The 22,522-nt window shown below is 62.1% G+C and carries 25 protein-coding genes and 2 pseudogenes; 14 read left to right on the forward strand and 13 right to left on the reverse strand.

The window, feature by feature from the left end; translation table 11 throughout:
* Nucleotides 1–81: 81 nt before the first annotated feature.
* From MGMSRV2_RS21335 to MGMSRV2_RS03125, 8 genes are all read left to right on the forward strand, one after another.
* Nucleotides 82–246, forward strand: a complete 165-nt coding sequence (locus MGMSRV2_RS21335; RefSeq protein WP_024078869.1) for a hypothetical protein — start codon at nt 82–84, stop codon at nt 244–246.
* Nucleotides 243–2,159: an asparagine synthetase B family protein gene (locus tag MGMSRV2_RS03100; RefSeq protein ID WP_024078870.1), complete on the forward strand. Its 1,917-nt coding sequence runs from the start codon at nt 243–245 to the stop codon at nt 2,157–2,159. Before MGMSRV2_RS21335 ends, MGMSRV2_RS03100 begins: the two co-directional genes overlap by 4 nt.
* A 174-nt stretch (nt 2,160–2,333) precedes the next feature.
* Complete coding sequence (locus MGMSRV2_RS03105; RefSeq protein ID WP_024078871.1) at nt 2,334–2,633, forward strand: PqqD family protein; 300 nt, start codon at nt 2,334–2,336, stop codon at nt 2,631–2,633.
* Nucleotides 2,634–2,635: 2 nt separating this feature from the next.
* On the forward strand, nt 2,636–3,556 hold the full coding sequence (locus MGMSRV2_RS03110; RefSeq protein WP_024078872.1) for a hypothetical protein: 921 nt from the start codon (nt 2,636–2,638) through the stop codon (nt 3,554–3,556).
* Nucleotides 3,553–4,389 (forward strand): sulfotransferase domain-containing protein, encoded by an 837-nt coding sequence (locus MGMSRV2_RS03115; protein ID WP_024078873.1) that lies wholly within the window; start codon nt 3,553–3,555, stop codon nt 4,387–4,389. Before MGMSRV2_RS03110 ends, MGMSRV2_RS03115 begins: the two co-directional genes overlap by 4 nt.
* A 156-nt stretch (nt 4,390–4,545) precedes the next feature.
* On the forward strand, nt 4,546–4,680 hold the full coding sequence (locus MGMSRV2_RS22130; RefSeq protein ID WP_024078874.1) for a hypothetical protein: 135 nt from the start codon (nt 4,546–4,548) through the stop codon (nt 4,678–4,680).
* Nucleotides 4,677–5,111 (forward strand): lasso peptide biosynthesis B2 protein, encoded by a 435-nt coding sequence (locus MGMSRV2_RS03120; RefSeq protein WP_024078875.1) that lies wholly within the window; start codon nt 4,677–4,679, stop codon nt 5,109–5,111. Before MGMSRV2_RS22130 ends, MGMSRV2_RS03120 begins: the two co-directional genes overlap by 4 nt.
* Nucleotides 5,108–5,710: a 2OG-Fe(II) oxygenase gene (locus MGMSRV2_RS03125; RefSeq protein ID WP_024078876.1), complete on the forward strand. Its 603-nt coding sequence runs from the start codon at nt 5,108–5,110 to the stop codon at nt 5,708–5,710. Before MGMSRV2_RS03120 ends, MGMSRV2_RS03125 begins: the two co-directional genes overlap by 4 nt.
* A 246-nt stretch (nt 5,711–5,956) precedes the next feature.
* Here the strand turns inward: MGMSRV2_RS03125 and MGMSRV2_RS03130 are convergent.
* Nucleotides 5,957–6,712 (reverse strand): annotated as a pseudogene (locus tag MGMSRV2_RS03130) (IS5 family transposase).
* A gap of 147 nt (nt 6,713–6,859) precedes the next feature.
* On the opposite strand from MGMSRV2_RS03130, the gene MGMSRV2_RS03135 reads away from it, so the two are divergent.
* Nucleotides 6,860–7,623, forward strand: a protein-coding gene (locus tag MGMSRV2_RS03135; protein ID WP_106001305.1) for an IS5 family transposase whose coding sequence is annotated in 2 segments (ribosomal slippage) — nt 6,860–7,187 and nt 7,187–7,623 — 765 coding nt in all. Because the reading frame shifts where the segments join, the coding sequence is not laid out codon by codon here.
* A 31-nt stretch (nt 7,624–7,654) separates the two neighbouring features.
* On the opposite strand, the pseudogene MGMSRV2_RS20935 reads toward MGMSRV2_RS03135, so the two are convergent.
* The 8 genes and pseudogenes from MGMSRV2_RS20935 to MGMSRV2_RS03170 all read right to left on the reverse strand — a co-directional run.
* Nucleotides 7,655–7,765: pseudogene (locus MGMSRV2_RS20935) on the reverse strand (IS630 family transposase); the annotation flags it as partial.
* A gap of 105 nt (nt 7,766–7,870) precedes the next feature.
* Nucleotides 7,871–8,593 carry a Y-family DNA polymerase gene (locus tag MGMSRV2_RS03145; protein WP_158497722.1) on the reverse strand — a complete coding sequence of 241 codons (723 nt, stop codon included), beginning with the start codon at nt 8,591–8,593 and terminating at the stop codon, nt 7,871–7,873.
* Complete coding sequence (locus tag MGMSRV2_RS21340; RefSeq protein ID WP_158497723.1) at nt 8,515–8,829, reverse strand: hypothetical protein; 315 nt, start codon at nt 8,827–8,829, stop codon at nt 8,515–8,517. Before MGMSRV2_RS21340 ends, MGMSRV2_RS03145 begins: the two co-directional genes overlap by 79 nt.
* A gap of 40 nt (nt 8,830–8,869) precedes the next feature.
* Nucleotides 8,870–9,037, reverse strand: a complete 168-nt coding sequence (locus MGMSRV2_RS21345) for a hypothetical protein (RefSeq protein ID WP_158497724.1) — start codon at nt 9,035–9,037, stop codon at nt 8,870–8,872.
* A gap of 77 nt (nt 9,038–9,114) precedes the next feature.
* Nucleotides 9,115–9,324, reverse strand: a complete 210-nt coding sequence (locus MGMSRV2_RS03155) for a hypothetical protein (RefSeq protein ID WP_024078884.1) — start codon at nt 9,322–9,324, stop codon at nt 9,115–9,117.
* Between the two features lie 263 nt (nt 9,325–9,587).
* Nucleotides 9,588–9,767: a type II toxin-antitoxin system PemK/MazF family toxin gene (locus MGMSRV2_RS03160; RefSeq protein WP_024078885.1), complete on the reverse strand. Its 180-nt coding sequence runs from the start codon at nt 9,765–9,767 to the stop codon at nt 9,588–9,590.
* Between the two features lie 430 nt (nt 9,768–10,197).
* Nucleotides 10,198–10,704, reverse strand: a complete 507-nt coding sequence (locus tag MGMSRV2_RS03165; protein ID WP_024078886.1) for a hypothetical protein — start codon at nt 10,702–10,704, stop codon at nt 10,198–10,200.
* A 45-nt stretch (nt 10,705–10,749) separates the two neighbouring features.
* The gene (locus MGMSRV2_RS03170; protein WP_024078887.1) at nt 10,750–11,292 is read right to left on the reverse strand and encodes a hypothetical protein; all 543 of its coding nucleotides are present in this window, start codon (nt 11,290–11,292) and stop codon (nt 10,750–10,752) included.
* Nucleotides 11,293–11,530: 238 nt separating this feature from the next.
* Between MGMSRV2_RS03170 and MGMSRV2_RS03175 the strand changes: the two genes are divergently transcribed.
* From MGMSRV2_RS03175 to MGMSRV2_RS20940, 3 genes are all read left to right on the forward strand, one after another.
* Entirely contained in the window at nt 11,531–11,788 is a 258-nt protein-coding gene (locus tag MGMSRV2_RS03175; RefSeq protein WP_024078888.1) for a helix-turn-helix domain-containing protein, read from the forward strand.
* A 198-nt stretch (nt 11,789–11,986) separates the two neighbouring features.
* A complete protein-coding gene (locus MGMSRV2_RS03180; protein WP_024078889.1) occupies nt 11,987–12,229 on the forward strand; it encodes a helix-turn-helix domain-containing protein in 243 nt (80 codons plus the stop codon).
* Nucleotides 12,230–12,408: 179 nt separating this feature from the next.
* Complete coding sequence (locus tag MGMSRV2_RS20940) at nt 12,409–13,896, forward strand: hypothetical protein (protein WP_144084268.1); 1,488 nt, start codon at nt 12,409–12,411, stop codon at nt 13,894–13,896.
* Nucleotides 13,897–13,904: 8 nt separating this feature from the next.
* On the opposite strand, the gene MGMSRV2_RS03190 is transcribed toward MGMSRV2_RS20940, so the two are convergent.
* Complete coding sequence (locus MGMSRV2_RS03190; RefSeq protein ID WP_024078891.1) at nt 13,905–14,210, reverse strand: hypothetical protein; 306 nt, start codon at nt 14,208–14,210, stop codon at nt 13,905–13,907.
* A 372-nt stretch (nt 14,211–14,582) separates the two neighbouring features.
* Entirely contained in the window at nt 14,583–15,836 is a 1,254-nt protein-coding gene (locus tag MGMSRV2_RS03195) for a tyrosine-type recombinase/integrase (RefSeq protein WP_024078892.1), read from the reverse strand.
* A 653-nt stretch (nt 15,837–16,489) separates the two neighbouring features.
* On the opposite strand from MGMSRV2_RS03195, the gene MGMSRV2_RS03200 reads away from it, so the two are divergent.
* Together MGMSRV2_RS03200 and MGMSRV2_RS03205 are read left to right on the forward strand one after the other, a co-directional pair.
* A complete protein-coding gene (locus MGMSRV2_RS03200; RefSeq protein WP_024078893.1) occupies nt 16,490–17,401 on the forward strand; it encodes a tyrosine-type recombinase/integrase in 912 nt (303 codons plus the stop codon).
* Nucleotides 17,402–17,405: 4 nt separating this feature from the next.
* Nucleotides 17,406–18,596, forward strand: coding sequence for an IS91 family transposase (locus MGMSRV2_RS03205; protein WP_024078894.1), 1,191 nt, complete (start codon nt 17,406–17,408; stop codon nt 18,594–18,596).
* 429 nt (nt 18,597–19,025) lie between these two features.
* Here the strand turns inward: MGMSRV2_RS03205 and MGMSRV2_RS03210 are convergent, their stop codons facing one another.
* Nucleotides 19,026–19,568 carry a cyclic nucleotide-binding domain-containing protein gene (locus MGMSRV2_RS03210; RefSeq protein WP_024078895.1) on the reverse strand — a complete coding sequence of 181 codons (543 nt, stop codon included), beginning with the start codon at nt 19,566–19,568 and terminating at the stop codon, nt 19,026–19,028.
* 10 nt (nt 19,569–19,578) lie between these two features.
* Nucleotides 19,579–22,518 carry an NHLP bacteriocin export ABC transporter permease/ATPase subunit gene (locus MGMSRV2_RS03215; RefSeq protein ID WP_024078896.1) on the reverse strand — a complete coding sequence of 980 codons (2,940 nt, stop codon included), beginning with the start codon at nt 22,516–22,518 and terminating at the stop codon, nt 19,579–19,581.
* Nucleotides 22,519–22,522 lie beyond the last annotated feature (4 nt).

Raw genomic sequence — 22,522 nt, forward strand, 5'->3', positions numbered from 1 at the left:
GGCTTCGGTCAGTGGGCATCGGCTGGATGATCTGCACCGTCGTTTAAGAAGTTTGTGGAACCCTTCCCTTTGGAGACAAAGATGCACGATGACAAGGCGGTATCCGTGGAACAGGAATGTCGGACGGCCGTCAAGAAGCCGTGGCGAACGCCGGTTTTATCCGTTGTTGATATCGCCAGCGGTACGCAAGGTTGGATCAATCAACACCCCGCTGACGACACGACAACGGCTTCCGGGCATTCATGAGTCTGTTTGCGGGCGTTGTTGGGTGTCCGACCATAAAGACGGTCGGAGTTCATCTTGAGAAATTTGCCGCGACATTGGATGGTGTTGGGGCAGTTTCTCCGCGGTACTGGCGGTCAAGTTCGGCGGCGCTCGTTCATCGGCAACGAATCTATACCGCGGAGGATCGATCCGAGCGGCAGCCGCTGGCCGGGGCGCGATCGGTCCTGATGTTCGATGGTCGGCTGGATAATCGCGACGACCTCATTGAGGCGTTGGGGATAGGCGGTGCTGGCATCCCAGATAGCGCTTTGGTGTTGGCGGCGCTGGAACGCTGGGGTGACGGGGCTATCGCCCGTCTGGTTGGTCCGTTCGCTCTGGCATGGTGGGACGATGGAGATCGTCGGTTGCTATTGGCGCGGGACTCGCTGGGACATCGTGCCCTCTATCATGCCGACACTCCCGACGGCTTCGCCTTCGCCACCACGCCGCGCGCGTTGCTGGCACTGCCCGAGGTTCAGCGTCGGATCGACGAAGCCGCGATGGCGGCCTTCCTGGTTGACCTGCCGTTGCCGCCGGGAAGCACCTATTATAAGCACATTCGGCAGATACCGGCCGCGCATGTGGCGGTCTGGCAGCCAAATAAATTTGAGTTGCGGCGGTATTGGCAACCCGATTATTCGAAGAAACTTCAATATCGGCGCGATGACGATTATGTCGAGGCTGCACGAGAGCACTTGACCCGTGCCGTGCGCAGCTGTTTGCGGACGGATCGGCCAATCGCCTCCACGCTTAGCGGAGGCCTGGATTCGACCTTGGTGGCGACGACAGCGGCTCGGCTGATGGCCCCAACGCGGCTGATGGCGCTCACCGCAATCCCGGCCGAAGGCTTGTCCTTGCCAAAGTTTGGCAAAAACCGGTTTGTCGACGAAGGTCGCTATGCCCGCTCCACCGCTGACCTTCACAATAATATCGACTTGCATCTGGTGGTGGGAACTGGCGTCCAGCGCATCGAAACGGAACCGGAGCGCATGTTCCTGTCGACGGGCTGGCCCGTGCGCAATACCTTGAACATCGGGTGGTTCACGCCGATGCGGGAGTTGGCCGAGGCCCAGGGAATAGGCGTTCTGCTTCAAGGCAGCGGCGGCAACCATACTTTGAGTTGGGATGGTATTGTGGGCCTCCGCGATGCGGCACGGTCGGGCAGGCTGGTGAGGTTGTGGCGTGAAATTTCCCATCTGGCCCGGTCCCGCGATTTATCCTTTGCACAGACCATGTGGTCTCTGGCGCTGCGTCCTCTGCTGCCGATAGCGACCCCGCAATGGTTCGACCAATTGCGCCGCCGCCCGGCGCCACCGTTAATGAATACTTTTTCAATTCATCCGAACTTTGCGACAGCCCATCAGGTTGATAGCGGTAAACGCAGTCACATGATGGGGGCAAAATTTGGGGGGGAAGAAACGGCCCGTCGCGAGGCATTGGAGCTATATCAATCTCACGCACAGGTCCGGTCCGGCTTGCGCGCGATTTACGGCTTCGATCTGCGTGAACCGCTGCGTGACTTGCGGTTACTGGAATTTTGTTTCGCTGTCCCCAGCGACCAATATCTCCGCAATGGTGTGACGCGCTGGCTGGCGCGGCGTGTTCTGGCTGGTCAGGCACCGCCGGAAGTGGTGAGCAATCCCCAGCGCGGGGTTCAATGCCCAGAATTCCTGAATCGCCTGTTGCCGCGTCGCGCCGAGTTTCTCGCCACCATCGAGGAATTGGAGCGCTCGCCCATGGCACGAAATTGCCTCGATCTGCCGCGGCTTAAAAGTTTAGCCCACAGCCTACCGACCGAGCCGGCCGCCGCGCATTATATTCCCTATGCCGCTGTGCTGGAGCGCGGCTTGCACGCTGGTCGATTCATCCGCTGGGTCGAGGGCGGCAACGGCTAGGCCTAAGTCTGCGGCCTGTCCCTTTTCCCCGTCTTGGCGTCGGGCTTGTTGGAAGCCCGACACTTTGCTATCTTCTGGTCATTCATTCCTGTTCGGCCTAGGGCCGGCGTTCGCGCGGCCATCCGCGTCGTGCCGGTGCTCTTCCTGCCTAGCCAAACTCCCCGGGATTATGTCATGCCAACCGTTACGCCGCACTCAATCGTCGATCAAGCCACCGGGCCATTGGCTGTCGAGGTTAGCGGCGAGGTCGTCCTGATGAGTCTCGAGCGCGGCCATTATTATGGACTGGATGACATCGGTAGCCATATCTGGTCGCAGGTCGCCCAGCCGGTGCGCGTTGCGGATTTGGTGGCGCGGCTGGCAGCCGACTACGATGGTGATCCGGCGGTGATCGAAAGCGACGTGCTCGACCTGCTGAACAGGCTGCTCGATCACGGCCTGCTCGAGCTGCGCACTCCGCCGCCCGCCGGGTAAGGATGGTGTTCACCGATCGCCTGTTGTGCGGCTGGCGGGTGCGCAGCGATCTGCCTCTGCCTGATCTGCTGTCCTGGAATGGTGACGACCGCGACCCGGATCTGCACATCCGCTTTGCCAATGTGCCTGAGACGCTGGCGGACGCGGTGCCGGCAGGACCGCTGCTGCAGATCGCCAAGGACGGCACCTGCCGCTTCGCTCTGCCGCGGGTCGCTGCCTATCTGGTGCGGCAGGGCCGCGAGATTTTGGTTCAACCTGCCCCCGGCGCGACCGACACTGCGGTGCGGACCTTTCTGTTCGGAACGGTGTTTGGACTGCTGGCCCATCAGCGCGGCTTGGTGCCGCTGCACGCTTCCAGCGTGCGCATTGGCGATACCGCGGTGGCCTTCACAGGCCGCTCGGGGACCGGCAAGTCGACCCTTGCCGCCGCCTTTCTGCATCACGGCTACGAGGTCCTCGCCGACGACGTGACGGTCGTCGATGTGACGCGGCCCGGCTGTCCGATGGTGCTGCCGGCCTTTCCGCGCCTGAAGCTGTGGCAGGACGCCTTGGCGGCGCTGGAGATAGACACCGCCCGGCTGGAAGCCGTGCGGCCCGAGCTGCAGAAATTCGCCTTGCCGATTGAACAGGGATTTCACTCCGCGCCGCTGCCTCTGGCGGCGGTCTATCACCTGGAAACGGTTCTCGACCCGCGTCACGCCGCGCTGGAACGGTTACGCGGCCTCAAGGCGGTGATGGCCCTGCAGGGCCATGTCTACCGTATGACCATGCTGAGCCGCATCAGTGCGCCTATCGCCGTGCACGTCGCGGCAACGCAGTTGGCGACAAGGTTGGGGGCGCATTGGCGGCTGGCTCGCTGTCACGACCACGGCGATACCGAAGCGATCATTGCCGGCATCGTCGCCCGCCAGGCCGCGTCATGAGTGGCATCGTTTGGCTGGCCTCGTATCCCAAGTCCGGCAACACTTGGCTACGTTTGATGCTGAGCAGCCTCGAACGGGGCGGGGCGGCGCCGGATTTCAGCGCGTCCGCCGGGTTTGCGCCCATTGCTAGCGGCCGCCATGCCTTCGACGAGGCGCTTGGCGTGGCCTCTGCGGACCTGACCGAGGATGAGATCACCTGTCTGCGCCCGCGCTTGTATGAGATTCAGGCGGCGGAAACGGTCCAGCCGCTATTGCGCAAGGTGCATGATGCGTGGACCCTGACGCCCGCCGGCGAACCGCTGTTTCCGCCGGCCGCAACCCTGGGGGCTGTCTATCTCGTGCGTGATCCGCGCGACATCGCGGCGTCGCTGGCCAATCACAGTAATCTGGATCTCGACGGGGCGATCGCCATCTTGGGCAATCCCGAGTTGACCTTCGCGCGCAGCCGGCACCGCCTCGACGCACAATTGCCCCAACGTCTGCTGAACTGGAGCGGCCATGTGGAAAGCTGGCTGCTGGCGCCCATTCCGCCACCGCTGCTGTTGCGCTACGAGGATATGCTAGATGATCCGTTGGCTGCCCTGCGCCGGGTGATCGCCCATCTTGGCTGGAGCGCCGAAGATGCCGTGCTGCGGCGCGCCGTGGCGGCGACCCGCTTCGACGCCTTGCGGCAGGCCGAGGAACACAATGGTTTCCGTGGGCGGCCGCGCCAGTCCAAGCGTTTCTTTCGCCGAGGCCAAGCCGGCGGCTGGCGTGATGAACTGTCGGCCGATCAAGCGGCACGCATCAACGCGGATCACGCAGTGGTCATGCGCCAGCTGGGATATCTTTAGCCGCCCAATTGCGCACATCGATGCTCGGTGAAGGTCTAGGATCTGGGGAATCAGCATCAGGTTGGCCGGGATTGAAGCCAAATGCAGCGGACCTTGACTCCTATTCTACGAGTAATAAGAATATGGACTGATCAGTCCAGCGCCGGAAAAACCCCCATGTTGACCATCGCCCTGCGGGACAGCCTCCGCCGCAAGTCCGACGCGCTTTGTGCCGACATAGCGACCATCGAGGGTTGCGTGCTGGCGCCGTTCGTTCAACTGGTCGATCGTGGGTTGGCGGGGGTTGCATGATCGGTCGTGCCCGCCGCTTTTTCGCCCTGCCGCGCAACGAAAGGTTCGCTACGGCGGAAGCCATTGCAACCCTGACGATTGTTTTCCTTGTGTTAAAGACGTTGCCCTTCGCCGCGGCGATGCGGGTTTTCCGTTTGCGTGCAGGGGATGATTTGGCGCCGTTTCCCATCGACGCGACACGGGCGCGGATCGTCGCCCGGGCGGTGGGGCGGGCGGCGAGAAATTTGCCGTTCAGGGCGGTTTGCCTGCCCCAGGCGGCGGCGGCGGCGATGATGCTGCGCCGGCGCGGCCTGCCGGCGGAGGTGCGCTTCGGCGTTGCCAAGCGGGACGGCGAGGTGACGGCACATGCCTGGAGCCGCAGCGGCACCGTACCGGTGACAGGGATGGAAGGCGCCGGGGAATTCATTCAGGTGGCGAGATACGCCATATGACAGCGCCCGCCTTCATCAGCCAATTTCTGCCCCATCGCCGCCATGCTCATTGGTTAGACGCGGCGACGACGAATGCGCTGCTGGCCTACGCCGTCGACCGTCAGGCGCATTTCAAACCGTCGAAAGTGAGGGGGGAAGACGGGGACAGGGAGGTTATTTCCGATCAGCGCTCTTCGTTGCGGTTAACCGATCTGGGGGAGTTCGGACCCTTGCTGCAAGAGCGGGCGCTGAACTCGTTGGCGGAGATCTGCGCCGCCTTCAGTATGCCGCCGTTCGTGCCGAAGGGGGTGCAGGTCGAATTGGTCGCCCATGGCGACGGCGCGCATTTCGTCCGGCACCGGGACACTTATGCAACCCCGGACGGCGCGCCGCGGCGCGTCACCATGGTGTGCTACCTGCACCGCCTCCCCAAGGCGTTTTCCGGCGGCGTCTTGCGCTATTACACCCTGGCCGGTGACGATTTCATCGACATTGAGCCGGATTGCGGCGAGATGGTCGCCTTTCCGTCCTGGGCTTGGCATTCGGTGGAACGGGTGTCAGTTCCCGGCGACGCCTTCGCCGACCATCGCTTCGCCGTCAATATGTGGGTCAGGGGCTGAGCGGCGTCACAGTTTATCGCCTTCGATCGAGCACAGGAAACAGGCCGCAGTGCAGCGCCGTATTCGTTGAAGCTGAAGGCTGCGGGATAGCCAGCATCCGTCCGGTGCAGGCCGTAGAAATCAGCCCTTGCGATTAGCGTAGGCGGCCCTTCCGACGCGGTGGCGTTTGTTCAACGCTAGCGGCGTGAACGCTGGAGCGGCCTGAGGGTGTGCAAAAAAGACCATTCACCTAGGGGGCGTTGACATTCATTTGGTCCAGATGAATGCGCTGACGAGGCAGAGAATGGACAAGAAGGCCCTCGGTGTCTGGTCGTAGCGAGTGGCGGATCCGCCTGAAGTGTTTGATCTTGAGGAAGAAGCGCTCGACGAGATTGCGCTCGCAATAGAGGGCGAAATCGCACGGCACTTGGGGTGATGTTCTTCTCGGAGGGATGACCGGGACGGCACCCTGGTCGCGGATGGCGTCGCGGAATGCCCCGGAATCGTAACCCTTGTCGCCAAGAACGTGCTCTGCCGGGATGTCGGCGATGAGGACTTCTGCCTGGGTGTAGTCGCTCGCCTGTCCTGGCGTCAGGATAAAGCGTAGCGGGTTGCCCAAGGCATCGACGATGGCGTGGATCTTGGTGGTCAGCCCGCCGCGTGAACGCCCGATCGCACGAGCTTCAGGCCCCCCTTTTTGCCCGCCGCATGTTGGTGCGCCCGGACAATAGTCGAGTCGATCATGACGTATTCGAAGTCGGGGTCGTCAGCCATCATGGCGAAAAGCCGATCCCATACACCGTCCTTGGACCAGCGGGAAAAACGGATGAATGCGCTGTTCCAATTGCCGAAAAAATCCGGCAGATCACGCCAAGGAGAACCCGTTCTGGCCAGCCATAGCACAGCTTCCAGGAAAAGGCGGTTATCCGCACCAGTCCTGCCGGGATCGCTGCGCTTGCCCGGCAAATGTGGCGCCATCCGATCCCACTGATGATCCTTTAAGATCAAACGGACCCCGCTCATTCAAGCCTCCTTCTCGAAAAGGAGTTTGAATCAGATTTTGGGGTCCGTGGGAATCCTGAATGTCAACGCCCTCTAGGTTGTAGTGACAATTTAGGGGATTCCCCTTTGGCCTAATTTCTGATTCAACACTGGCTTTTGGAGGCTGGTGTGGACGGCGAAATTCTCCGGGACGATCAGTGGGACCGCTTGCGTGAGTTTGTGCCCGGTGGGCGCAAGGGTAAGCGCGGTCCGCGCAGTGATGCGCGGCGGTTTCTCGATGCAATTTTGTGGCTGGCGCGATCAGGGGCGCGTTGGCGCGATTTGCCCGAGGATCGTTTTGGCCCGTACCAGACCGTCAAGCGGCGCTATTACCGCTGGATCGAGCAAGGGGTGTTCGATCGGATCTTCGCGGCGGTGTCGAGTGATCCCGACATGGAATGGATCGCCATCGACGCGACCGTCATCCGCGCTCAGGTCCAAGCTGCCGGGGCGCGACAAAAAAGGGGGGGCAGGAAGCCCAGGCTCTCGGACGTTCACGCGGCGGCTTCGGAACCAAAATCCACGCTGTAGTCGATGCATTGGGGCTGCCGGTGCGCTTCGAACTGGGACCGGGCCAGCAGAACGACATGGCTCCGGCACACGAACTGATTGACGGCCTCAAGGCGGAACAGGTGCTTGCCGACAAGGCCTATGACGCGGATAGCTTTTGCGAGAAAATCGAAGATCAGGGCGCTCGTGTCGTCATCCCGCCGCGCCGCCACCGCAAGCTGCCTCGTGACTATGATTGCATCGCCTATAAGAACCGTTGGGGCATCGAAGGCTTCTTTGCCAAGCTCAAGCAATGGCGCCGAATCGCTACGCGTTATGACAAACTTGCTGTCAACTTTCTGGGCTTCATCAAACTCGCAAGCATCATGCTCTGGCTGAAGTGATTAAATTGTCACTACAACCTAGTGCACAGATTCATTCAGAAGGTGCAGGCAGTCGCTTGAGTTTGGCGAGTATCCTGTCGGCGGGCTTGGTCCAGACGAAAGGTTCGGAGAAGCGGTTGTGCTCCTTGATGTAGCGGCGGATGGGGGCGCTGGTGCCCGCCTCGATGCGGACCAGACTGCCACCGATGCGGAACAAGGTGAAGGTCAGGCCGCGCACGCCCAGATCTTCCGTGGCCAGCAGGCCGCATCATTGGTCGAGCAGACGGTGCAGGCACCGGGTGACGTCCTCGGTGCGGGCGATGGGCTCGGGCTCGTTTCCCAAGACCTGGTCCAATCGCCACAGCACCTGGCGGCCGAAGCGCAGTGACACCTGGGCGCGGGGCAGGTCGAGCAGGTCGCCGACCCGGCGCAATCCCAAAGCGGACAATTCCGCCACAGTGTCGGGCGGCAGGCGCAATGCGGCCAAGGGCAGGGGCGTCAATTGCCCTGGATCGCCCAGGATGGGGGTATCGGCATTGCCGAAGCGGGCCCAGGCCCAGGCAGCACCAGGCGTGGTCGCCAGGGCGACGCGCACGGCGAAGCCCTGGGCCGCCAGTTTGTCGCGCAAAAGCGCCAGCATGGCCGCCTCGCCGCTGAACAGATGGGCGCAGCCGCCGGCATCGATCCAGATGCCGTCGGGGATGTCGGGGGCGGTCCACGGCGAGACCATGCCGTAGCGTTCCGCCAACACCCGCAACAATGCCTGATCGGCTGCGTCATCCGGAGGGACGACGCGCAGGGTTGGCTCTTGCGCCAGGGCGTCGGCCAGACGCAGGCCGATGCGCAGGCCGGCCACATGGGCGGTGCGGTTGATGGCGGTCACGCGGCGGCTGAAATCGGTGCCGGCCACCGTCAGCGGCGCCTCACGCCACCCGGGATTGGCCCGACACAGCCGGTCGGTCGGCAGCCGTGGCAGCCAAATGCAAACCACCCGTCGGTCCATGCCACTCCACCTCTCAGCAACAGACCAGTGTCGTCGGCGGCGCGGCCCCGGCAGCGCACCAGCTCCAGCCGCCAGCGAGCATCGGCACCGGGCCGGCCGGATACCCGCCAGCGGCTGTATGCCGTGCCGATAGCGGCGGCGCTGTTGAACAGCAACAAGGTGACGCCGCTGGCCCGTACCGCCAGATGCTGGCGCCGCGCCGCGGTGAAATCCAGGCCGCGCACTTCCGCCAGCACCCCGGCCAGGGCGCGGGAGCGCGCCGCTTCACAACAGGGCCGCCGAGCTGCTCGGCCGCACCAGGATCAACCGGGCGGGGGACAGGCCGAAGGCCAGCAGACCGGGGGTATGGGCGGTGGCGGCGGCGATTTCGTGCACGCTGCCAAGGGCCAGACCGCCGCCCGGCAACATGCGGTCGATGGCGGGCGAGGACATAGCGGCACACATAAAATGTTCTACATATGTTCCCATTGTGACGGCAAGAGCCAAGCCGGTCATGTCGATGGCGCGGATCATCGATCGTGGATTGGAATCCCCCAACGCTGGAATGTCGGCTCTTCCAGATCGCTGTCATTGGGGTGATAGCGGTTGCGCAGCAGCTTGTGCCCCTCGGCGATGCAGGCCAGCAGGTATTCCTCCATGGATAGCCCCATGGACTGGGCGACCGTGTTGGCGCGGTCGAAGGCGGGGCCATTGTCTTTGAAGCTGAGGACGATGCTCATGGGGGATTTCCTCACTGACACGGGAAATATGGTCTTTGTCGCAAGCTCTCGCCGACCAGTCACCGGGGATTGGCGGGCTGTCGCAGCATATTTGGACGCAGTCGCAATCCGGCGAGGGCGGATTGGGCAAAAGTCGCAAGGCCCTTGCCTGAGGTGATGCGATATCTGCGCAATCCCACGACTTATGAATTCAGCAGGTATAGCAATTTGTCCGACAAAATTCGGGCGAACTTTCTCGGTTCGGACCGAGTGGGCGACCTTCTTTAGGCGAAGCCCAGGAAAAGGGCCAACGAGCGATTTACGGCGATCATGGCGGCCTCATCCAGGTGCCCGAACGGTTCCCCCAGCTTGTCCCGCTTCACGGTCATGGCCTTATCGACCATGACTTGGGATCGCTTGCGCAGACCGTTTTCCGGGCTCGGCTCCACATCCACGCGGATCAAGGGAGCTTCGACCAGCGTTCCCGACAGCAGCAGTAAGCCCTTCCTGATTTGCCGGGGTCCGACCCAACAAGAGATCGGCTTCTTCCTCCGTCAATGGGGTGATCGGTCCGGAAGAGGTGGGAAGATCCTCCACCTTCCAGCCGCGCCGGTAGGTGCCGGGAATGATCAGGCCACCTCCCGGCATGGGGTTCTCCGGCCAGGGGGGCCGATTCCAGTTCTTCGGGCCAGATTCCTCCGGCATAACCCCGCGGTGTTTATCGCCGCCCATCTCAGAGCGTCTCGGGTGCAGAGGGTTTCGGGACCTTGGGAGGATGTGCCGTAAAGTTTCTCAACTTCACGGTCGAGGAAGCGCCCTGCGCGATCGCATGCCGGAGCAAGAGGTCTTTCAGGCGGTTCCATTTCGCCAAAGCTGGGGATTCGGCTGCGTCGCTCATGGCATGGCCGTCGCAAAAATCTTGGCCTCGCCGATCCGGATGCCCTTGCTCAGCTGGGTCCAGGTCACGCCTTTGACGGTGCCGTGATAATAGGTTTCGATCATTGCATAGCGGTTGTCGCGCTCATGCAGGCGGAAGATGACGCGGGCGTCCATCCCGCCGACCCCGCCCAGTTGCTTGGGATCGTAAAAAGGAATCAGCCGGCATTCGCCATTGGCCTTGATGGTGATGTCGCAGATTTCGCCCAGATGCCCGAAGATTTTCTCTTCGATGATACTCCTCCGGGCGCTGCTCCACTCGCCATGAGTGTTGATCTGCCCGCTGTAGTGCAGGATGAAGCGGGCGGGATATTGGCCCTGCTCGTCCTGGATTGCCGGCTTGGGCGGGGTATCCGCCGGCTGCGGCGGCAGCACATAGACATAGACGAGCACCGATCCGGCGGCGGTGGCGCCGACAGCGGCGGCGGCGCTGGCCGCAGCATGCTGCTTGATCCAATCCATCATGATTTCCGAATCCCCTGTTGGTGAATCAATGAGTGAACCCGCCGATCAGGCGCCGACGGCGTCATGGGGGAGGCGACGCGCCAGGGTGTGGCAGGCCTCCTTGATTTTCCGGACCGCGTCCTCGTTGCCGGAGCGATAGCTCATGCGGACCAGATAGATCACCGCCAGGACCGGCAAGGCATAGAGTGCCACCATGGCCATGGCCCCCAGGGTCATGATGATTGCGGCGAGGGCGACCAGACCAAGAACGGCGCTGAAGATGCCGAAAACCGACATGGCGGCGAAAACGCGCCCGATGCCGCGCAAGACGGCGAAGATCATGTCGATCAGCAGCAGGATTGGCGTCGCCACGGCAAAGAACAGACGATAGCCGGTGGAATTGCGCTGACGGATGACATCGACCGTGCTGCCGATGACCGCGTCGTTGAATTGCACCAGCCCGTCATAGGGACGGATCAGAGCCAGATCGGCGACGCTCTGGCCGTTGGTGAAAAAGCCATTGATCGGCACCCCCGCCCCCATGAGCAGGGAGGTGCGCAGTTCCAATGTTTCGCCGAACAGGGTCAGCGAGGTTTTGCTGTCGGTCATGACTGGCTCTCCGGTGGGAGTGAAACAGCGCGAGGCAATCCCCCGGTGCTTTTGCCGATCCGGCAACCGGGGCTGAGCGCTGTTACCGCCAGCGTCGGGATCAAGAATTTATGGTGCCTCATATCCGTATTCCATCGCGGCTGACTTGAAGGAAGAAACTGCTCGTGTCCCGTGTGTGCATTTCAATATCGGATATATCCGATGGTCAAGCGTTTGGTGTGTACGTCGTCATGTGTCCATGGATATCCGGCGCCAGTTTGGACAGATTCTGCGAGATGCCCGGACCTCAAGCGGCTTGACGCAAGAGGAGTTGGCCTTCCGTGCCGGTATGAATGTGACCTATCTCAGCGACATCGAGCGGGGGCGTTGGAACCCTTCTTTGGCGATGATCGTGGATTTGGCGGTGGGTTTGGGCGTGCATCCCTCGGATTTGTTGAAAGGTTTGGTGGTTGATGCCGCCACGCCCGAGCGGGTTCGGAAAAAGCCTAAGGATTGAGGTTAGCGGGGTTCTCCATAGCGCCTCATTCGGTGATCGTCGCAGGATTGGCATCGCCTGATCCGACCGTCGAAATTCTTCCCCGACATTGCATGCGCTCCCCAACGAGGATGAGGGCACAGCATGAAAGAGGTTATCGGATTTTTCAATATCCGATTTTCCGATTTATGGTCGGAGGAGGTATAAGGAGAAGGCGACGTGTGGGCTGACCCGGATCAGTACAAGCGGATCGGTGCCCGTTTGGCGACGGAACGCAAGCGCCTGGGCATCACCCAGGTTGATCTGGCGACCCGCCTGGGCAAACCGCAATCCTTCGTTTCGGCCTATGAATCCGGGCAGCGTCGGCTGGATCTGGTGGAGTTCCTGCGGGTGGCCAAAGCGCTGGGGCTCGACCCGCAAACGCTGTTCGCCGATGTCGTCGGGGCGCTTCATTTTTCCTGATTTGTCGGACAGACTTTGGTGTGCTCAGTCGTTAAACTGAAGACATGAGAGAGGTGCAAAATATCGTAGATACAGAAGAGTGGTGGCGTCATCGCCTAGGCCGGGTTCTGGCCAGCGACGACGAGGAAGTGGTCCGCGCGTTGCTTCGCTGTCGGCGGCGGCAGCCCAGTGGGGCCTGGATGTCCAACACCTGGCGGGCTTGGAGCGTCGAGAAAAGCTGGCGGCGGAACGATGGGCCACAGGTGGTGGTCAAGGTCGCCGGGCGGCGGAAAAGCGCTGCGGGGGTCAAGGCTTGTCTGCGTTATGTTGTCCGCTTGCGTCCCGCCGATCTGTCTCCGGTGCCGCTGTTCAATGAATTCGGGGCGGAAGTCGATCCCTTGGCTGGACTCACCACGTGGGATCTGTTGGCGGATACGGAAAACCTGTCGCGCAAGGCGCGTGGACTTCCCGATCAGGGTGAAACGTTGCCAGAGCCCGAGCGCCTGTATCACACTCAACTGCATCATTTCATCGTCTCGGCCCGTGTGCCAGTGGGCGACGAGTCTTTACGGTCGGCATTCTGGCGCGGTGTGCAGGCGGGGGTGGATGAGCTTTTCGCCGCTAAAGGATTTCAGGTGCTGTGGGCCGTGCACGACGATGCCGCCTTTCTGCACGCCCATGTGCTGGTCAAGGCGCAATCCCGTTTTGGTCCACGCCTGAGATTGGACATTCATGGTGAGACCTTGGACCAACTGCGCCAAGTGTTCGCCGAGGTGTTGACCCAGGCTGGTGTCTCAGTTCAGGCGGTCAGGCGGGAAGATCGGGGCGAGCTTCGGGAAGAGATGATGTCGGGCCGGACCTTTGTCCGCTGGCCAAGGCGACCGGGCAATGGTGACTTGTCGTGCCGTGCTCCGGCTTGGTTCGCCCGTCACGGAGGAGGCCTGGTTCAGCGCCGACAGCCACGGGAACCTGAGCCCGATAGGCCGCGAAAATCATCTTGGTGGCGTCAATGGCTGCCCTGGTGTCGTGATGGCTCTGTTCCATCTGCCATGGGTGTCCCCGTGGACCCGTTGCTTTCCGATTTTTCCGTCCTCTATCATGAACCGCTTGCCGCTCAGCGGTGCTGGCGTGAACTGGCGGCGGGGGAGGGTGGTCGCGGTAAACTGGCCTTGGCCAGTTGGTATCTGCGTCGACAGCCAGAAATATTCGGGGCGACCAAGCCCCATGCACCGGAAGCCAGGGAAAACGCCCTGACAGAAGTGCGTAAGTTGCCGCTATTGTCGCCTTTGCCGCCTGTTTCCAATGCCACCGTCATTGCCTGGGGGACGGAATATGGGCAGTTGCGTCAGAAACGTCGTTTACGCCGCAACCGCGTGACCGTGGTGAAAAGCTTGTGGCATCTGGCGCGGCGGTGCGCCGAGGTGGACGATCTCCGCAGTGTACAGGTTATTTTGGGACGGGTACTCTCCGGCTTACACTGGCCTTTCGCGGAAATGGTGGTGCCGTGGGAACCGGGGATGAACGAGGACGCGCCACCACAGGCAGCGCCCCCTATACCTCTGTCAGAGGAGCGGGAAAGGATTCGTCCTGTGTCGTCCTTGAATCGCGTACCACCTGTCCTGGACGTGCCGAAGTCCGCCGCCATACTTCCCCCAAGCGGGAGAGCGTCAGGTTCCATGGGGCGATAAGGACGGTGTCATACCGTCTTGTCCAGTCGGGCCAGCAATGGTTGCAACTGGGTCAATACCTCTGTGAGTCGCCCCTGATCGGCCTCCGGCACCCGGGAAAGCATGGCGGCAACGCGGTGCAAGTCGATTCTGATGTGGAGCAACTCGCTCCGGTGTAGCATCGATGGGCGATCCAAGAGCGCCTCCAGACCGGCCCGGAGCGTTTGGCGGGCTGAAGAGCTAAGGGTTGGTAGCGCCAGGGTTTTGCGCAGCTTGTGCAGGTCATCCGTCATTTGGGGGGTGATACGGACGTAGATACGATTGCTCTTGCGCATCACGCCGACTCCGGCGGTTGCCGAAATGGGCATCCATCACATTTTGCGCCGCTACGCCCCAATACACTAGCAATCCAAATGCAATCACGGACGATTCGGACGGCTCCGCATTTGTGCAATTTTACCCGCTGGGGACCTTGGCTTTTATCCCCTAGGCGATACAACGTTGCGCGGCTGATCCGCATCGCAGAAGTGAACTCACGGATTGTCATCAGTGGGGGGAGTGTGCACGTCATGTCCATCACCTGTATGTTTTTATGAGTGATGGTTTTTATTTTTATTGATCTGGTGTCAATAGTTTATGTGTTTGATATTTCTATTTGTATAGATTGTCTCGTGAAATCGGCAATAAAACTTGCCGATTTCTTCATTTCACTCGAATCCGATATGCGGGAAGCCTTTTCTGATCGTTTCCGCAATGTAGTTCGGTGCGAGGTGAGCATAGTGTTTTTCCACCATTCTGGTATCGCTATGGCCCAGTTGGGCGGCGATTACGGGCAGCGGGGCTCCGCGCATTGCCAAGTGTGAGGCGTGAGTATGGCGCAATGTGTGGAATGATATCTGAGGGCGAATTTCAGCCTTGTCACAGGCTTCCGCCAGTGGTCGGCTTTGATGAGATTTTCCCCATTCATTTCCATCGTCACGCTGGAAAATGAGCTGTTCGACTGCAATTCCATTTAGGGCGCGCTTGAAAAAGACTTGCCCCTCTTCGGTCAGGACGACGTGACGACTTTGTCCTGATTTTGAATCCGTGATCAACACTGTGCCGGAATCGAAGTTGACATCATTGGCCTTCAACTTGATCAGTTCACCGTAACGGCATCCTGTGAGAATGGCGGCCTGAACGAGGTCGGCAAAGGCGCCAGTACAATGACTAACGAGAGCTTTGCATTCAGATTCGTTTAAATAGCGGACTCTGGCAGAATCGACGTTGCGGAAAGGTTTTACGCGCCTCCAAGCCTCATCACTTGAAATGCGCCCTTCTGTATAAGCGTGATTCAATGCGGCTTTCAGTGTTGTCAAAACTCGGTTGGCGGTGCTGCGTCTTTGCCGCTTTTGCTCAAGGGACATGGGTGTTGTCGTTTGTTGGGTCTTTTGCTTGTCCCACCCTCTTCGGCGGGGAGGTGCCTGGGCAATTTGCTCATGGAATGTACGGACTTTCTGGGGAGTGAGTGCCGATATCTCGATGTTGCCCAGGGCGGGTCTGACGTGGGCTTCGACGGCGTTTTTCAGTGTGACGTAGCTTTTTCGGTGCTGCAGGAACCAAGCAAGATAAAGGTCCAGAACGTCTGAAACCGTGAAACCTTTGCTTTCCGTCACCGGCAATCCGGCTTGCTTTCGGACTTGCAGGGAGAACCATGACCGGGCAGCTTCCTGTGCTTGGCTGAAAGATAGGATTTCAAGTCCATCTGCATCCTGGACGTCATCTGCCTTTCCCAAAACTGTTTCCGCGTATTTACCTTGGGTGACGAGGTAGCGGGCTCGCCATACCCCGCCGCGAATACCTTTTCGATATCCAAGATGGCATCCCTGGTCGATTACCCGCCAAAAGGGCTTGTGCTGGATCGGCAGCTTGGATCGAGCGTTGCGGCTGTCCAGCTTGGCATCGCGAACAGTTATGGCCATCACAGCCTCCTTGTTTACCTAATTTTTACCCAAAATATGCCCTGAAACAGGATGATGCAAGCTGAATGTGGAATCAAAAAGTTATATTAAAATCAGTTTGTTATAAGTGTCTCATGCTGTCTCTAGTGGCTTCAGATACCCCTCTCTCACGGCGGTAACGGGGGTTCGAATCCCCCTGGGGACGCCATTCTCTAAAAAAAACTGGCTCTACAGGGCCGACGCGACTTTGGGTATCCCAAGGTTCTGCGCGGTGTTCGCATGTCTTCCTGCTGACATGCCCCTGCCGGAAACTGGCACAACTCTCTCTTTGTAGCGGTTTATTCTCCAGACCTGTTGACACGCCCGTCCGTATCAGCAGGTCCGCAAGTCGTTGTATCTATAGCCATGCAAGGAGAATGTTACGGCGTGTTGTTTTTGGTAAGTTGATGGGGGATGGATGGACTCTGGACAGGGGATTTGTTGGACCCGAAGCAGTTGGCAAAATGGTGCGGTCACGCAGAATTACCGCTTCGGGCCGATGAACGAACCCGCTGCGCGGGATGGATGTTCTTTGTTGATGCGCCTGTCAGGTTCGGATAGTTGCGCCATGGTTGAGTGTGGGCCGGCATAGTCCGAGCATTTTGGCTCCTTCACTGGATTTGAGGAGCCATGCCATGACCATTCTCATTCCCCCCTCCGCCCCGGTCAGCCCATTGCGTCAGCGGTTGATCGAGGACATGACCATGCGCCGGTTCTCACGCGAGACGCAGCGCAACTATATCCGTGACGTCGGGCGCTTCGCCGCATTCCTGGGGCGCTCGCCCGACACGGCCACGGCGGAGGATATTCGCCAGTTCCAGTTGGAGCAGCGTGAGTCCGGCGTGCCGGTGCCGACGATGAACAGCATCGTTTCGGCACTGCGGTTCTTCTTTACTCATACGATCGACCGGCCCGAACTGGCGCGCAAGCTGATGCGGATCTCCCATCCACGCCAGTTGCCGATGGTGCTGAGCCGGGAAGAGGTCGCCCGCCTGTTGAATGCGACGACGTGCCTCAAGCACCAGGCGGCCTTGTCGGTCGCCTATGGCGCGGGTCTGCGCGTCGCCGAGGTCTCCGCGCTCAAAGTCCGCGATATCGACAGCGAACGCATGCTGATAAGGGTCGAACGCGGCAAAGGCGGCCGGTCTCGCAACGCGATGCTGTCGCCTGATCTGCTCACTTTGTTGCGCCAGTGGTGGACGTTCGGACGTCAGCAGGGCGTCATGCATCGCGATGGCTGGTTGTTCCCTGGCCAGCACGCGATGAAGCCGATCAGCACCCGGCAACTGCATCGTGTTGTGGTCGAGGCGGCCCAGGCGGCGGAGATCACCAAGCGGGTCGGCCCGCACACGCTCCGCCACAGCTTCGCCACCCATCTGTTGGAAGACGGAGTCGACATCCGGATCATCCAGGTCCTGCTCGGCCACAGCAAGCTGGAGAACACCGCCCTCTACACCAAGGTGGCGACGCGGACGGTGCGCACCGTGGTCAGCCCGCTCGACAGGCTGGCTCTGTTCAAGGCCGAAGAGATCGAGCCCAACGGCTAAGCCGTTGCGGGCCTCGCTCGAGGTCGCCGATATCTTCCGAGTTGCCGGACCGGCCTACCGGGCTGCCCATGCCGGCCATCTGAGCCTGCATCAGCTCAAGGTCATGTCGGCGATCGAGCATTGCCGTACCGCCGCGCTGGGTGGTCACGTCGAAGCCTGCAAGGAGTGCGGGCATTGGCGGATCGCCTATAACAGCTGCCGCAATCGACATTGCCCCAAATGTCAGGGAGCCGCCGCGCGGACATGGTTAGCGGAACGGGAAGCCGATTTGCTCCCCGTGGGCTATTTCCATGTCGTCTTCACGCTGCCGGACGAGGTCGCCGGCATTGCCTTTCACAACAAGGCGGTGCTCTACGATCTGCTGTTCCGCGCCGCGTCGGAGACGATGCTGAGGATCGCGGCGGATCCGAAGCATCTGGGCGCCCGCATCGGCATCACCGCCGTTCTCCACACCTGGGGCTCGGCCCTGACGCATCATCCCCACGTGCACATGATCGTCCCCGGCGGCGGCATTGCGCCCGACGGGCGATGGGTGTCGTCCCGTCCGGCATTCCTTCTTCCCGTCAGGGTGCTGGGCGCGCTGTTCCGTCGTCTGTTTCTCACGCGTCTGATTGCGCTTCACGATTCCGGCCAACTCGCCTTCTTTGGCGCCACGGCCCATCTGGCCGAGAGGCGAGCATTCCTGCGCCATCTCTCTCCGGTCCGGAAGAAGCGTTGGGTCGTCTATGCCAAGCCCCCCTTCGGCGGCCCCGAGGCCGTGCTCGCCTACCTGGCGCGCTACACCCACCGCGTCGCCATCTCAAACCGCCGCCTGATCGACTTCGACGAGGCCGGCGTTACGTTCCGCTACAAGGACTACCGACGCGAGGGGGCCGACCGGCAACGCGTCATGACCGTTTCCGCCGACGAGTTCATCCGCCGCTTCCTGCTGCACATCCTGCCGCGTGGATTCCATCGCATCCGGCATTACGGCCTGCTTGCCGCGTCCTGCCGAAAGGCAAGCCTCGAACGCATCCGCGCGCTTCTCGCTGTCGCCCCGCCGGCCGAAGCCGAGGTCTCGGAGGAACCCGCCGATGAATCCCGGCCATGTCCCTGCTGTGGCGGGCGCATGGTAGTTATCGAGGTTTTCGAACGGGGACACCAGCCTCGTGCGCCGCCTGTCGCGGCACTGCCGAACCGGGAGAGTCCTCCATGATCCGGCATGGCCTGACCACACCAGGCACCCGAACCGCCACGCGTCGGGTGACGATCCCATATGCGCTTTTCTCCGAAACCCTCGACGCCACGCGGGTTCGCGGCCATCCTGGCTCACCGAAAAGCGGCTCGACAGGTCAACGTGACGACCTCTCCGCGTCAAGTTGGCACCTTTCGACGAGCCGTCACGCCGACACCAGGATCAGCCGAAAAACGAAATCCCCATAGGCCTGTGTCTGCACCCCGCGGGTTCGTTCCTCGGAGACTTTCGTACGCCTCCCGGCGCCCGAAACTCTTCACGGGAGCGGACTGCCTGCATTCAGGCGCGGAACAGGAAAGGCGGACGCTTCCATCGAGCATCCGCTAGGTTGGATTACCCTGGTACTCCGCCAATTCCTTCTCGATATGCCTGGGCAACGGGACGGAGCTGTCAGCCCTTGCCCATCAACGTCTTCAACATGCGCTCGAACCGGGCTCCGGCAAGGTGGACGCTGTCGAGCACGTTGAGGTCGAGTTCGCCCTCCAATTCCACGTCCTCGTCCAGCGACGCCCCGGAATCGCCATAGCCGAGGCGGCGGACGGTGCCGCGCAGACGGTCCGACAGGAAGGTGGCGATGGCCTTGTAGAAGCGGGAGGCGAAGCCGACGTCGGCTTCCAATTGGCGCTGCAGCGCGTCCTTGGAAATGGCCAGTACTAGGCAATCAGTCTTGGCTGTGATGGAGGCCGAGGGCGGGCGCGAATCGACCATGGACATCTCGCCCATGATCTCGCCCGAGGCCAGGGTGGCGACGGTGCCGATCCCTTTGAGCGACACCTCCATATGGCCGTCGAGCAGGATGTACATCGACGAGATCGGTCGGCCCTCCTCGATCAGCACACGGCCGACGGCGATCTTCTCGCGGCTGCCGGCACTTGCCAACCATTCCACATCGGAATCCGACAGCTGCCCCAGGATGACGAGGACTTTTCTCATGCTTTCCCCCTTAGGTCAGCTGGCGCCGAGCCAGCTCGGTGAACAGGCCATTCCTGGCCATTAATTCCGTGTAAGTGCCTGATTCCGCCACCCGGCCTTCCTGCAAAACATAGATGCGGTCGGCGTCGCGGACCGTGCTGAGGCGGTGGGCGATGGCGATGCGCGTGACCGACAGCCGTGACAAGCTTTCGGTCACCACCGCCTGGGTCAGGTTGTCGAGCGCGCTGGTGGCTTCGTCGAACAGCAGCAGGCGTGGCCGCGCCACCACCGCACGGGCGATCAGCAGGCGCTGGATCTGGCCGCCCGACAGCGCCGCCGAGCCCTCGGTCAGTACGGTGTGCATGCCCATGGGCATGGCCTTGATGTCGGAATCCATGCCGGCCATGGCGGCGGCCTGCCAGGCATCGTCGACCGAGGCCTCTGAGGCGCCCTTGATGTTCTCGTAGATGGTTCCCGGCATCAGCCGGCCCGATTGCAGCACGACGCCGACCTGACGGCGCACCGCCTGGACGTCGAGCGTGCGCAGATCGTGGCCGTCGACGAAGATGCCGCCGGCCTCGGGCTGCTCGAACCCCAGCAGCAGCTTCATCAGCGTCGACTTGCCGCAGCCCGAGGGACCGACCAGGGCGATGAACTGGCCGGCACCGGCGGTCAGCGACAGCCCGTTCAGCACCTTCGGCCCCTCGCGGTCATAGCGGAACACCACCCCGGTGACCTCGATGCCGCCGGTCAGTTGGCCAGGGTCGTTCTTGCTGGCATCAGTCTCCGGCAAGGCGTCGAGCAGCGGCTGGGCGCGCTGGACCATGGGCGCCACATTGAAGCACTGAATAACGGCGCGCCCCATCTGGGTGGTCGAGCTCATGAACATGCTGAAGGCCGACACGAAGGCCAGGAAGGCGCCGGTGTCCATGTCGGAACCGGCGGCCAGGGCAATCACCAAGAACACTACCGCCAGCGACAGGATGTCATAGCCGGCGAGGAACACGGCGTAAGCGTTGGCGATGCGCCGCATCCGCACCATGCGGCCGCGCAATTCCGCGAACACCTTGCCCCACAGCACGAAGGCGCGATCCTCGGCGCCGGCAATGCGCAGCTTGGGGATGCCGTTGACGATCTGCAGCACCAGGCTGTTGATGTTGCCCGAGATCGCCTCGCCCTCGTAGATGGCTTTCAACTGGCGGGCTCCGACAAAGGTCGACACTCCCATCACCAGCAGGAACAGGACTCCCGCCACCAAGGCGGCGGCCGGCTGGTACCAGAACAGCAGAGCGAAGCTGAACAGCGAAAACACCCCGGCCATGGCCGAGGACAGCACCAGTCCGGTCAGAGCCTTGCGTACCGCTTCGACGGTCAGGGTGCGGAGCGCGAGGTCGCCGGTGGAATAGGTGTTGAAGAAGCTGGAAGGCAGGCGCAGCAGCCGGTCGATGATGCCGGCCTGCAAGCGCCCGGCGACACGGCCCTCGATGCGCAGCAAGGCGACGTCGCCGACGATCTTGAAGATGGTGGAGGCCGCCGCCGCCATCACCAGGGCCAACCCGACCTGGACCAGCTGGCTTTCCAGGTGGCCGGGAATGATCTGGCGGAACACCCAGCTGGTCAGCAGCGGCAAGGCCAGCCCGAGCAACCCGCCGGCCGCCCCGGCGGCCAGCGCGACGGCGATATCGGCGGTCTGGTTACGAATGCCCATGCGCAGCAGATCGCGAATGGTCAGGCGGCCTTCAGGCAGGGGCGCGTAGAAGCTCCACGCCATCATCTGCAGCCCGGCCGCCAATGCTTCGGTCAAGGGTTCGTCGCGGTCGTTGGTGCCACGATGTACGCGGTAACGGCCATCCCGACCGGGAACCAGGGCAACTGGCTGGCCATCATCGTCGCTGAAGCCGACCAGCGGGCCAAGATCCTGTCGCCACCAGTCGCCGCGCAGGGCGACGCGGCGCACCCGCAGACGGGTGACGCGGGCGATGTCCTCGATGGTCAGCGGGCGGTCGGCGGAGCGGCGGCGCGCCAGCAGCGGCGAGGCTTCGATGGTGATGCCGAGCGGCTGACAGGCGATTGCGCAAGCGATGGCCAGCGCGTTGTCGGGGTCGTGGCTGGGCGCCGGCTTCTGCACCTCGCCGACCAGCCGGGCAAAGCGGGTCAGGGTGCCGTCGATGGCGTCGCGGGTCTTGTCGGCCCGCTTTTCCAGCCGCCATTCCTCGGCCTTGGCGGCCTGGGCGACGCTACGGACCAAAGCGCGCAGCCAGACATGGTGGAAAATTCTCACCCTTGGCCACCAATGTGCCGTGCGCATCAAGCCGTCGGTGCTGTAGCCGGCGACGGTCAACCCCTCGTCGCCGGTCAGCCAGCTGTCGGTGGTCAGCGGAATCAGGGGGTGCTCCGCCGCCAAAAGCGTCTCGACGCCGAGATAGCGCGCCGATCCGGCCGATACCAGCACCCAGACCAGGCCGCGCGGGCAGCCAGCCAGGGCGCCGGCCGCGACCTCAATGGTGGCGCCCGGCGCCAGGGGCAGGATGGCGGCCGAGCGCGGCGCGAAAAAGCGCGCCAATCCGGCGGTCAGACCGGCGATCCAGCGTTCCAGCGCACGGCCGAGCGCCGCCAGCGCGGCGGCATCGGCCAGCCCGAGGAGCGCCCCGCCATCGAGGCGGCGCACCCGGGCGTCGCGGCTGATGGCAACGATCTCGATCGGCGACGCCGAATCGGCCGGCCATTCCATTCCGGCCATTAGGCCGGGCGCGACTACGGTGGCGAGGTGACGACGCACTCCCAGAATTCCATCCGTATGGCGATCGACGGCGAAGATATCCATCTCGCCCGCTTCGACCAGCCACAGGCCGGCCTCGCCGGTCAGCACCAGGCTATCGTTGGCGGGCATGGCCGACGGCTGCCCGGCTTGCGCCAGCGCCAGGGGAAAAGGCGAGGGAAACGGCGAGGGGAGGGGAGCTTGGCTGGTCATGGCA

Source organism: Magnetospirillum gryphiswaldense MSR-1 v2, from assembly GCF_000513295.1.
Classification (GTDB): Bacteria; Pseudomonadota; Alphaproteobacteria; order Rhodospirillales; family Magnetospirillaceae; genus Magnetospirillum; species Magnetospirillum gryphiswaldense.

Coding starts and splice junctions, on each gene's coding strand:
- MGMSRV2_RS21335 (WP_024078869.1), top strand. CDS start 82: ATGCACGATGACAAGGCGGTATCCGTGGAACAGGAATGTCGGACGGCC.
- MGMSRV2_RS03100 (WP_024078870.1), top strand. CDS start 243: ATGAGTCTGTTTGCGGGCGTTGTTGGGTGTCCGACCATAAAGACGGTC.
- MGMSRV2_RS03105 (WP_024078871.1), top strand. CDS start 2,334: ATGCCAACCGTTACGCCGCACTCAATCGTCGATCAAGCCACCGGGCCA.
- MGMSRV2_RS03110 (WP_024078872.1), top strand. CDS start 2,636: ATGGTGTTCACCGATCGCCTGTTGTGCGGCTGGCGGGTGCGCAGCGAT.
- MGMSRV2_RS03115 (WP_024078873.1), top strand. CDS start 3,553: ATGAGTGGCATCGTTTGGCTGGCCTCGTATCCCAAGTCCGGCAACACT.
- MGMSRV2_RS22130 (WP_024078874.1), top strand. CDS start 4,546: ATGTTGACCATCGCCCTGCGGGACAGCCTCCGCCGCAAGTCCGACGCG.
- MGMSRV2_RS03120 (WP_024078875.1), top strand. CDS start 4,677: ATGATCGGTCGTGCCCGCCGCTTTTTCGCCCTGCCGCGCAACGAAAGG.
- MGMSRV2_RS03125 (WP_024078876.1), top strand. CDS start 5,108: ATGACAGCGCCCGCCTTCATCAGCCAATTTCTGCCCCATCGCCGCCAT.
- MGMSRV2_RS21345 (WP_158497724.1), bottom strand. CDS start 9,037: ATGTCCTCGCCCGCCATCGACCGCATGTTGCCGGGCGGCGGTCTGGCC.
- MGMSRV2_RS03155 (WP_024078884.1), bottom strand. CDS start 9,324: ATGAGCATCGTCCTCAGCTTCAAAGACAATGGCCCCGCCTTCGACCGC.
- MGMSRV2_RS03165 (WP_024078886.1), bottom strand. CDS start 10,704: ATGATGGATTGGATCAAGCAGCATGCTGCGGCCAGCGCCGCCGCCGCT.
- MGMSRV2_RS03170 (WP_024078887.1), bottom strand. CDS start 11,292: ATGACCGACAGCAAAACCTCGCTGACCCTGTTCGGCGAAACATTGGAA.
- MGMSRV2_RS03175 (WP_024078888.1), top strand. CDS start 11,531: ATGGATATCCGGCGCCAGTTTGGACAGATTCTGCGAGATGCCCGGACC.
- MGMSRV2_RS20940 (WP_144084268.1), top strand. CDS start 12,409: ATGTCCAACACCTGGCGGGCTTGGAGCGTCGAGAAAAGCTGGCGGCGG.
- MGMSRV2_RS03190 (WP_024078891.1), bottom strand. CDS start 14,210: ATGCGCAAGAGCAATCGTATCTACGTCCGTATCACCCCCCAAATGACG.
- MGMSRV2_RS03195 (WP_024078892.1), bottom strand. CDS start 15,836: ATGGCCATAACTGTTCGCGATGCCAAGCTGGACAGCCGCAACGCTCGA.
- MGMSRV2_RS03200 (WP_024078893.1), top strand. CDS start 16,490: ATGACCATTCTCATTCCCCCCTCCGCCCCGGTCAGCCCATTGCGTCAG.
- MGMSRV2_RS03210 (WP_024078895.1), bottom strand. CDS start 19,568: ATGAGAAAAGTCCTCGTCATCCTGGGGCAGCTGTCGGATTCCGATGTG.
- MGMSRV2_RS03215 (WP_024078896.1), bottom strand. CDS start 22,518: ATGACCAGCCAAGCTCCCCTCCCCTCGCCGTTTCCCTCGCCTTTTCCC.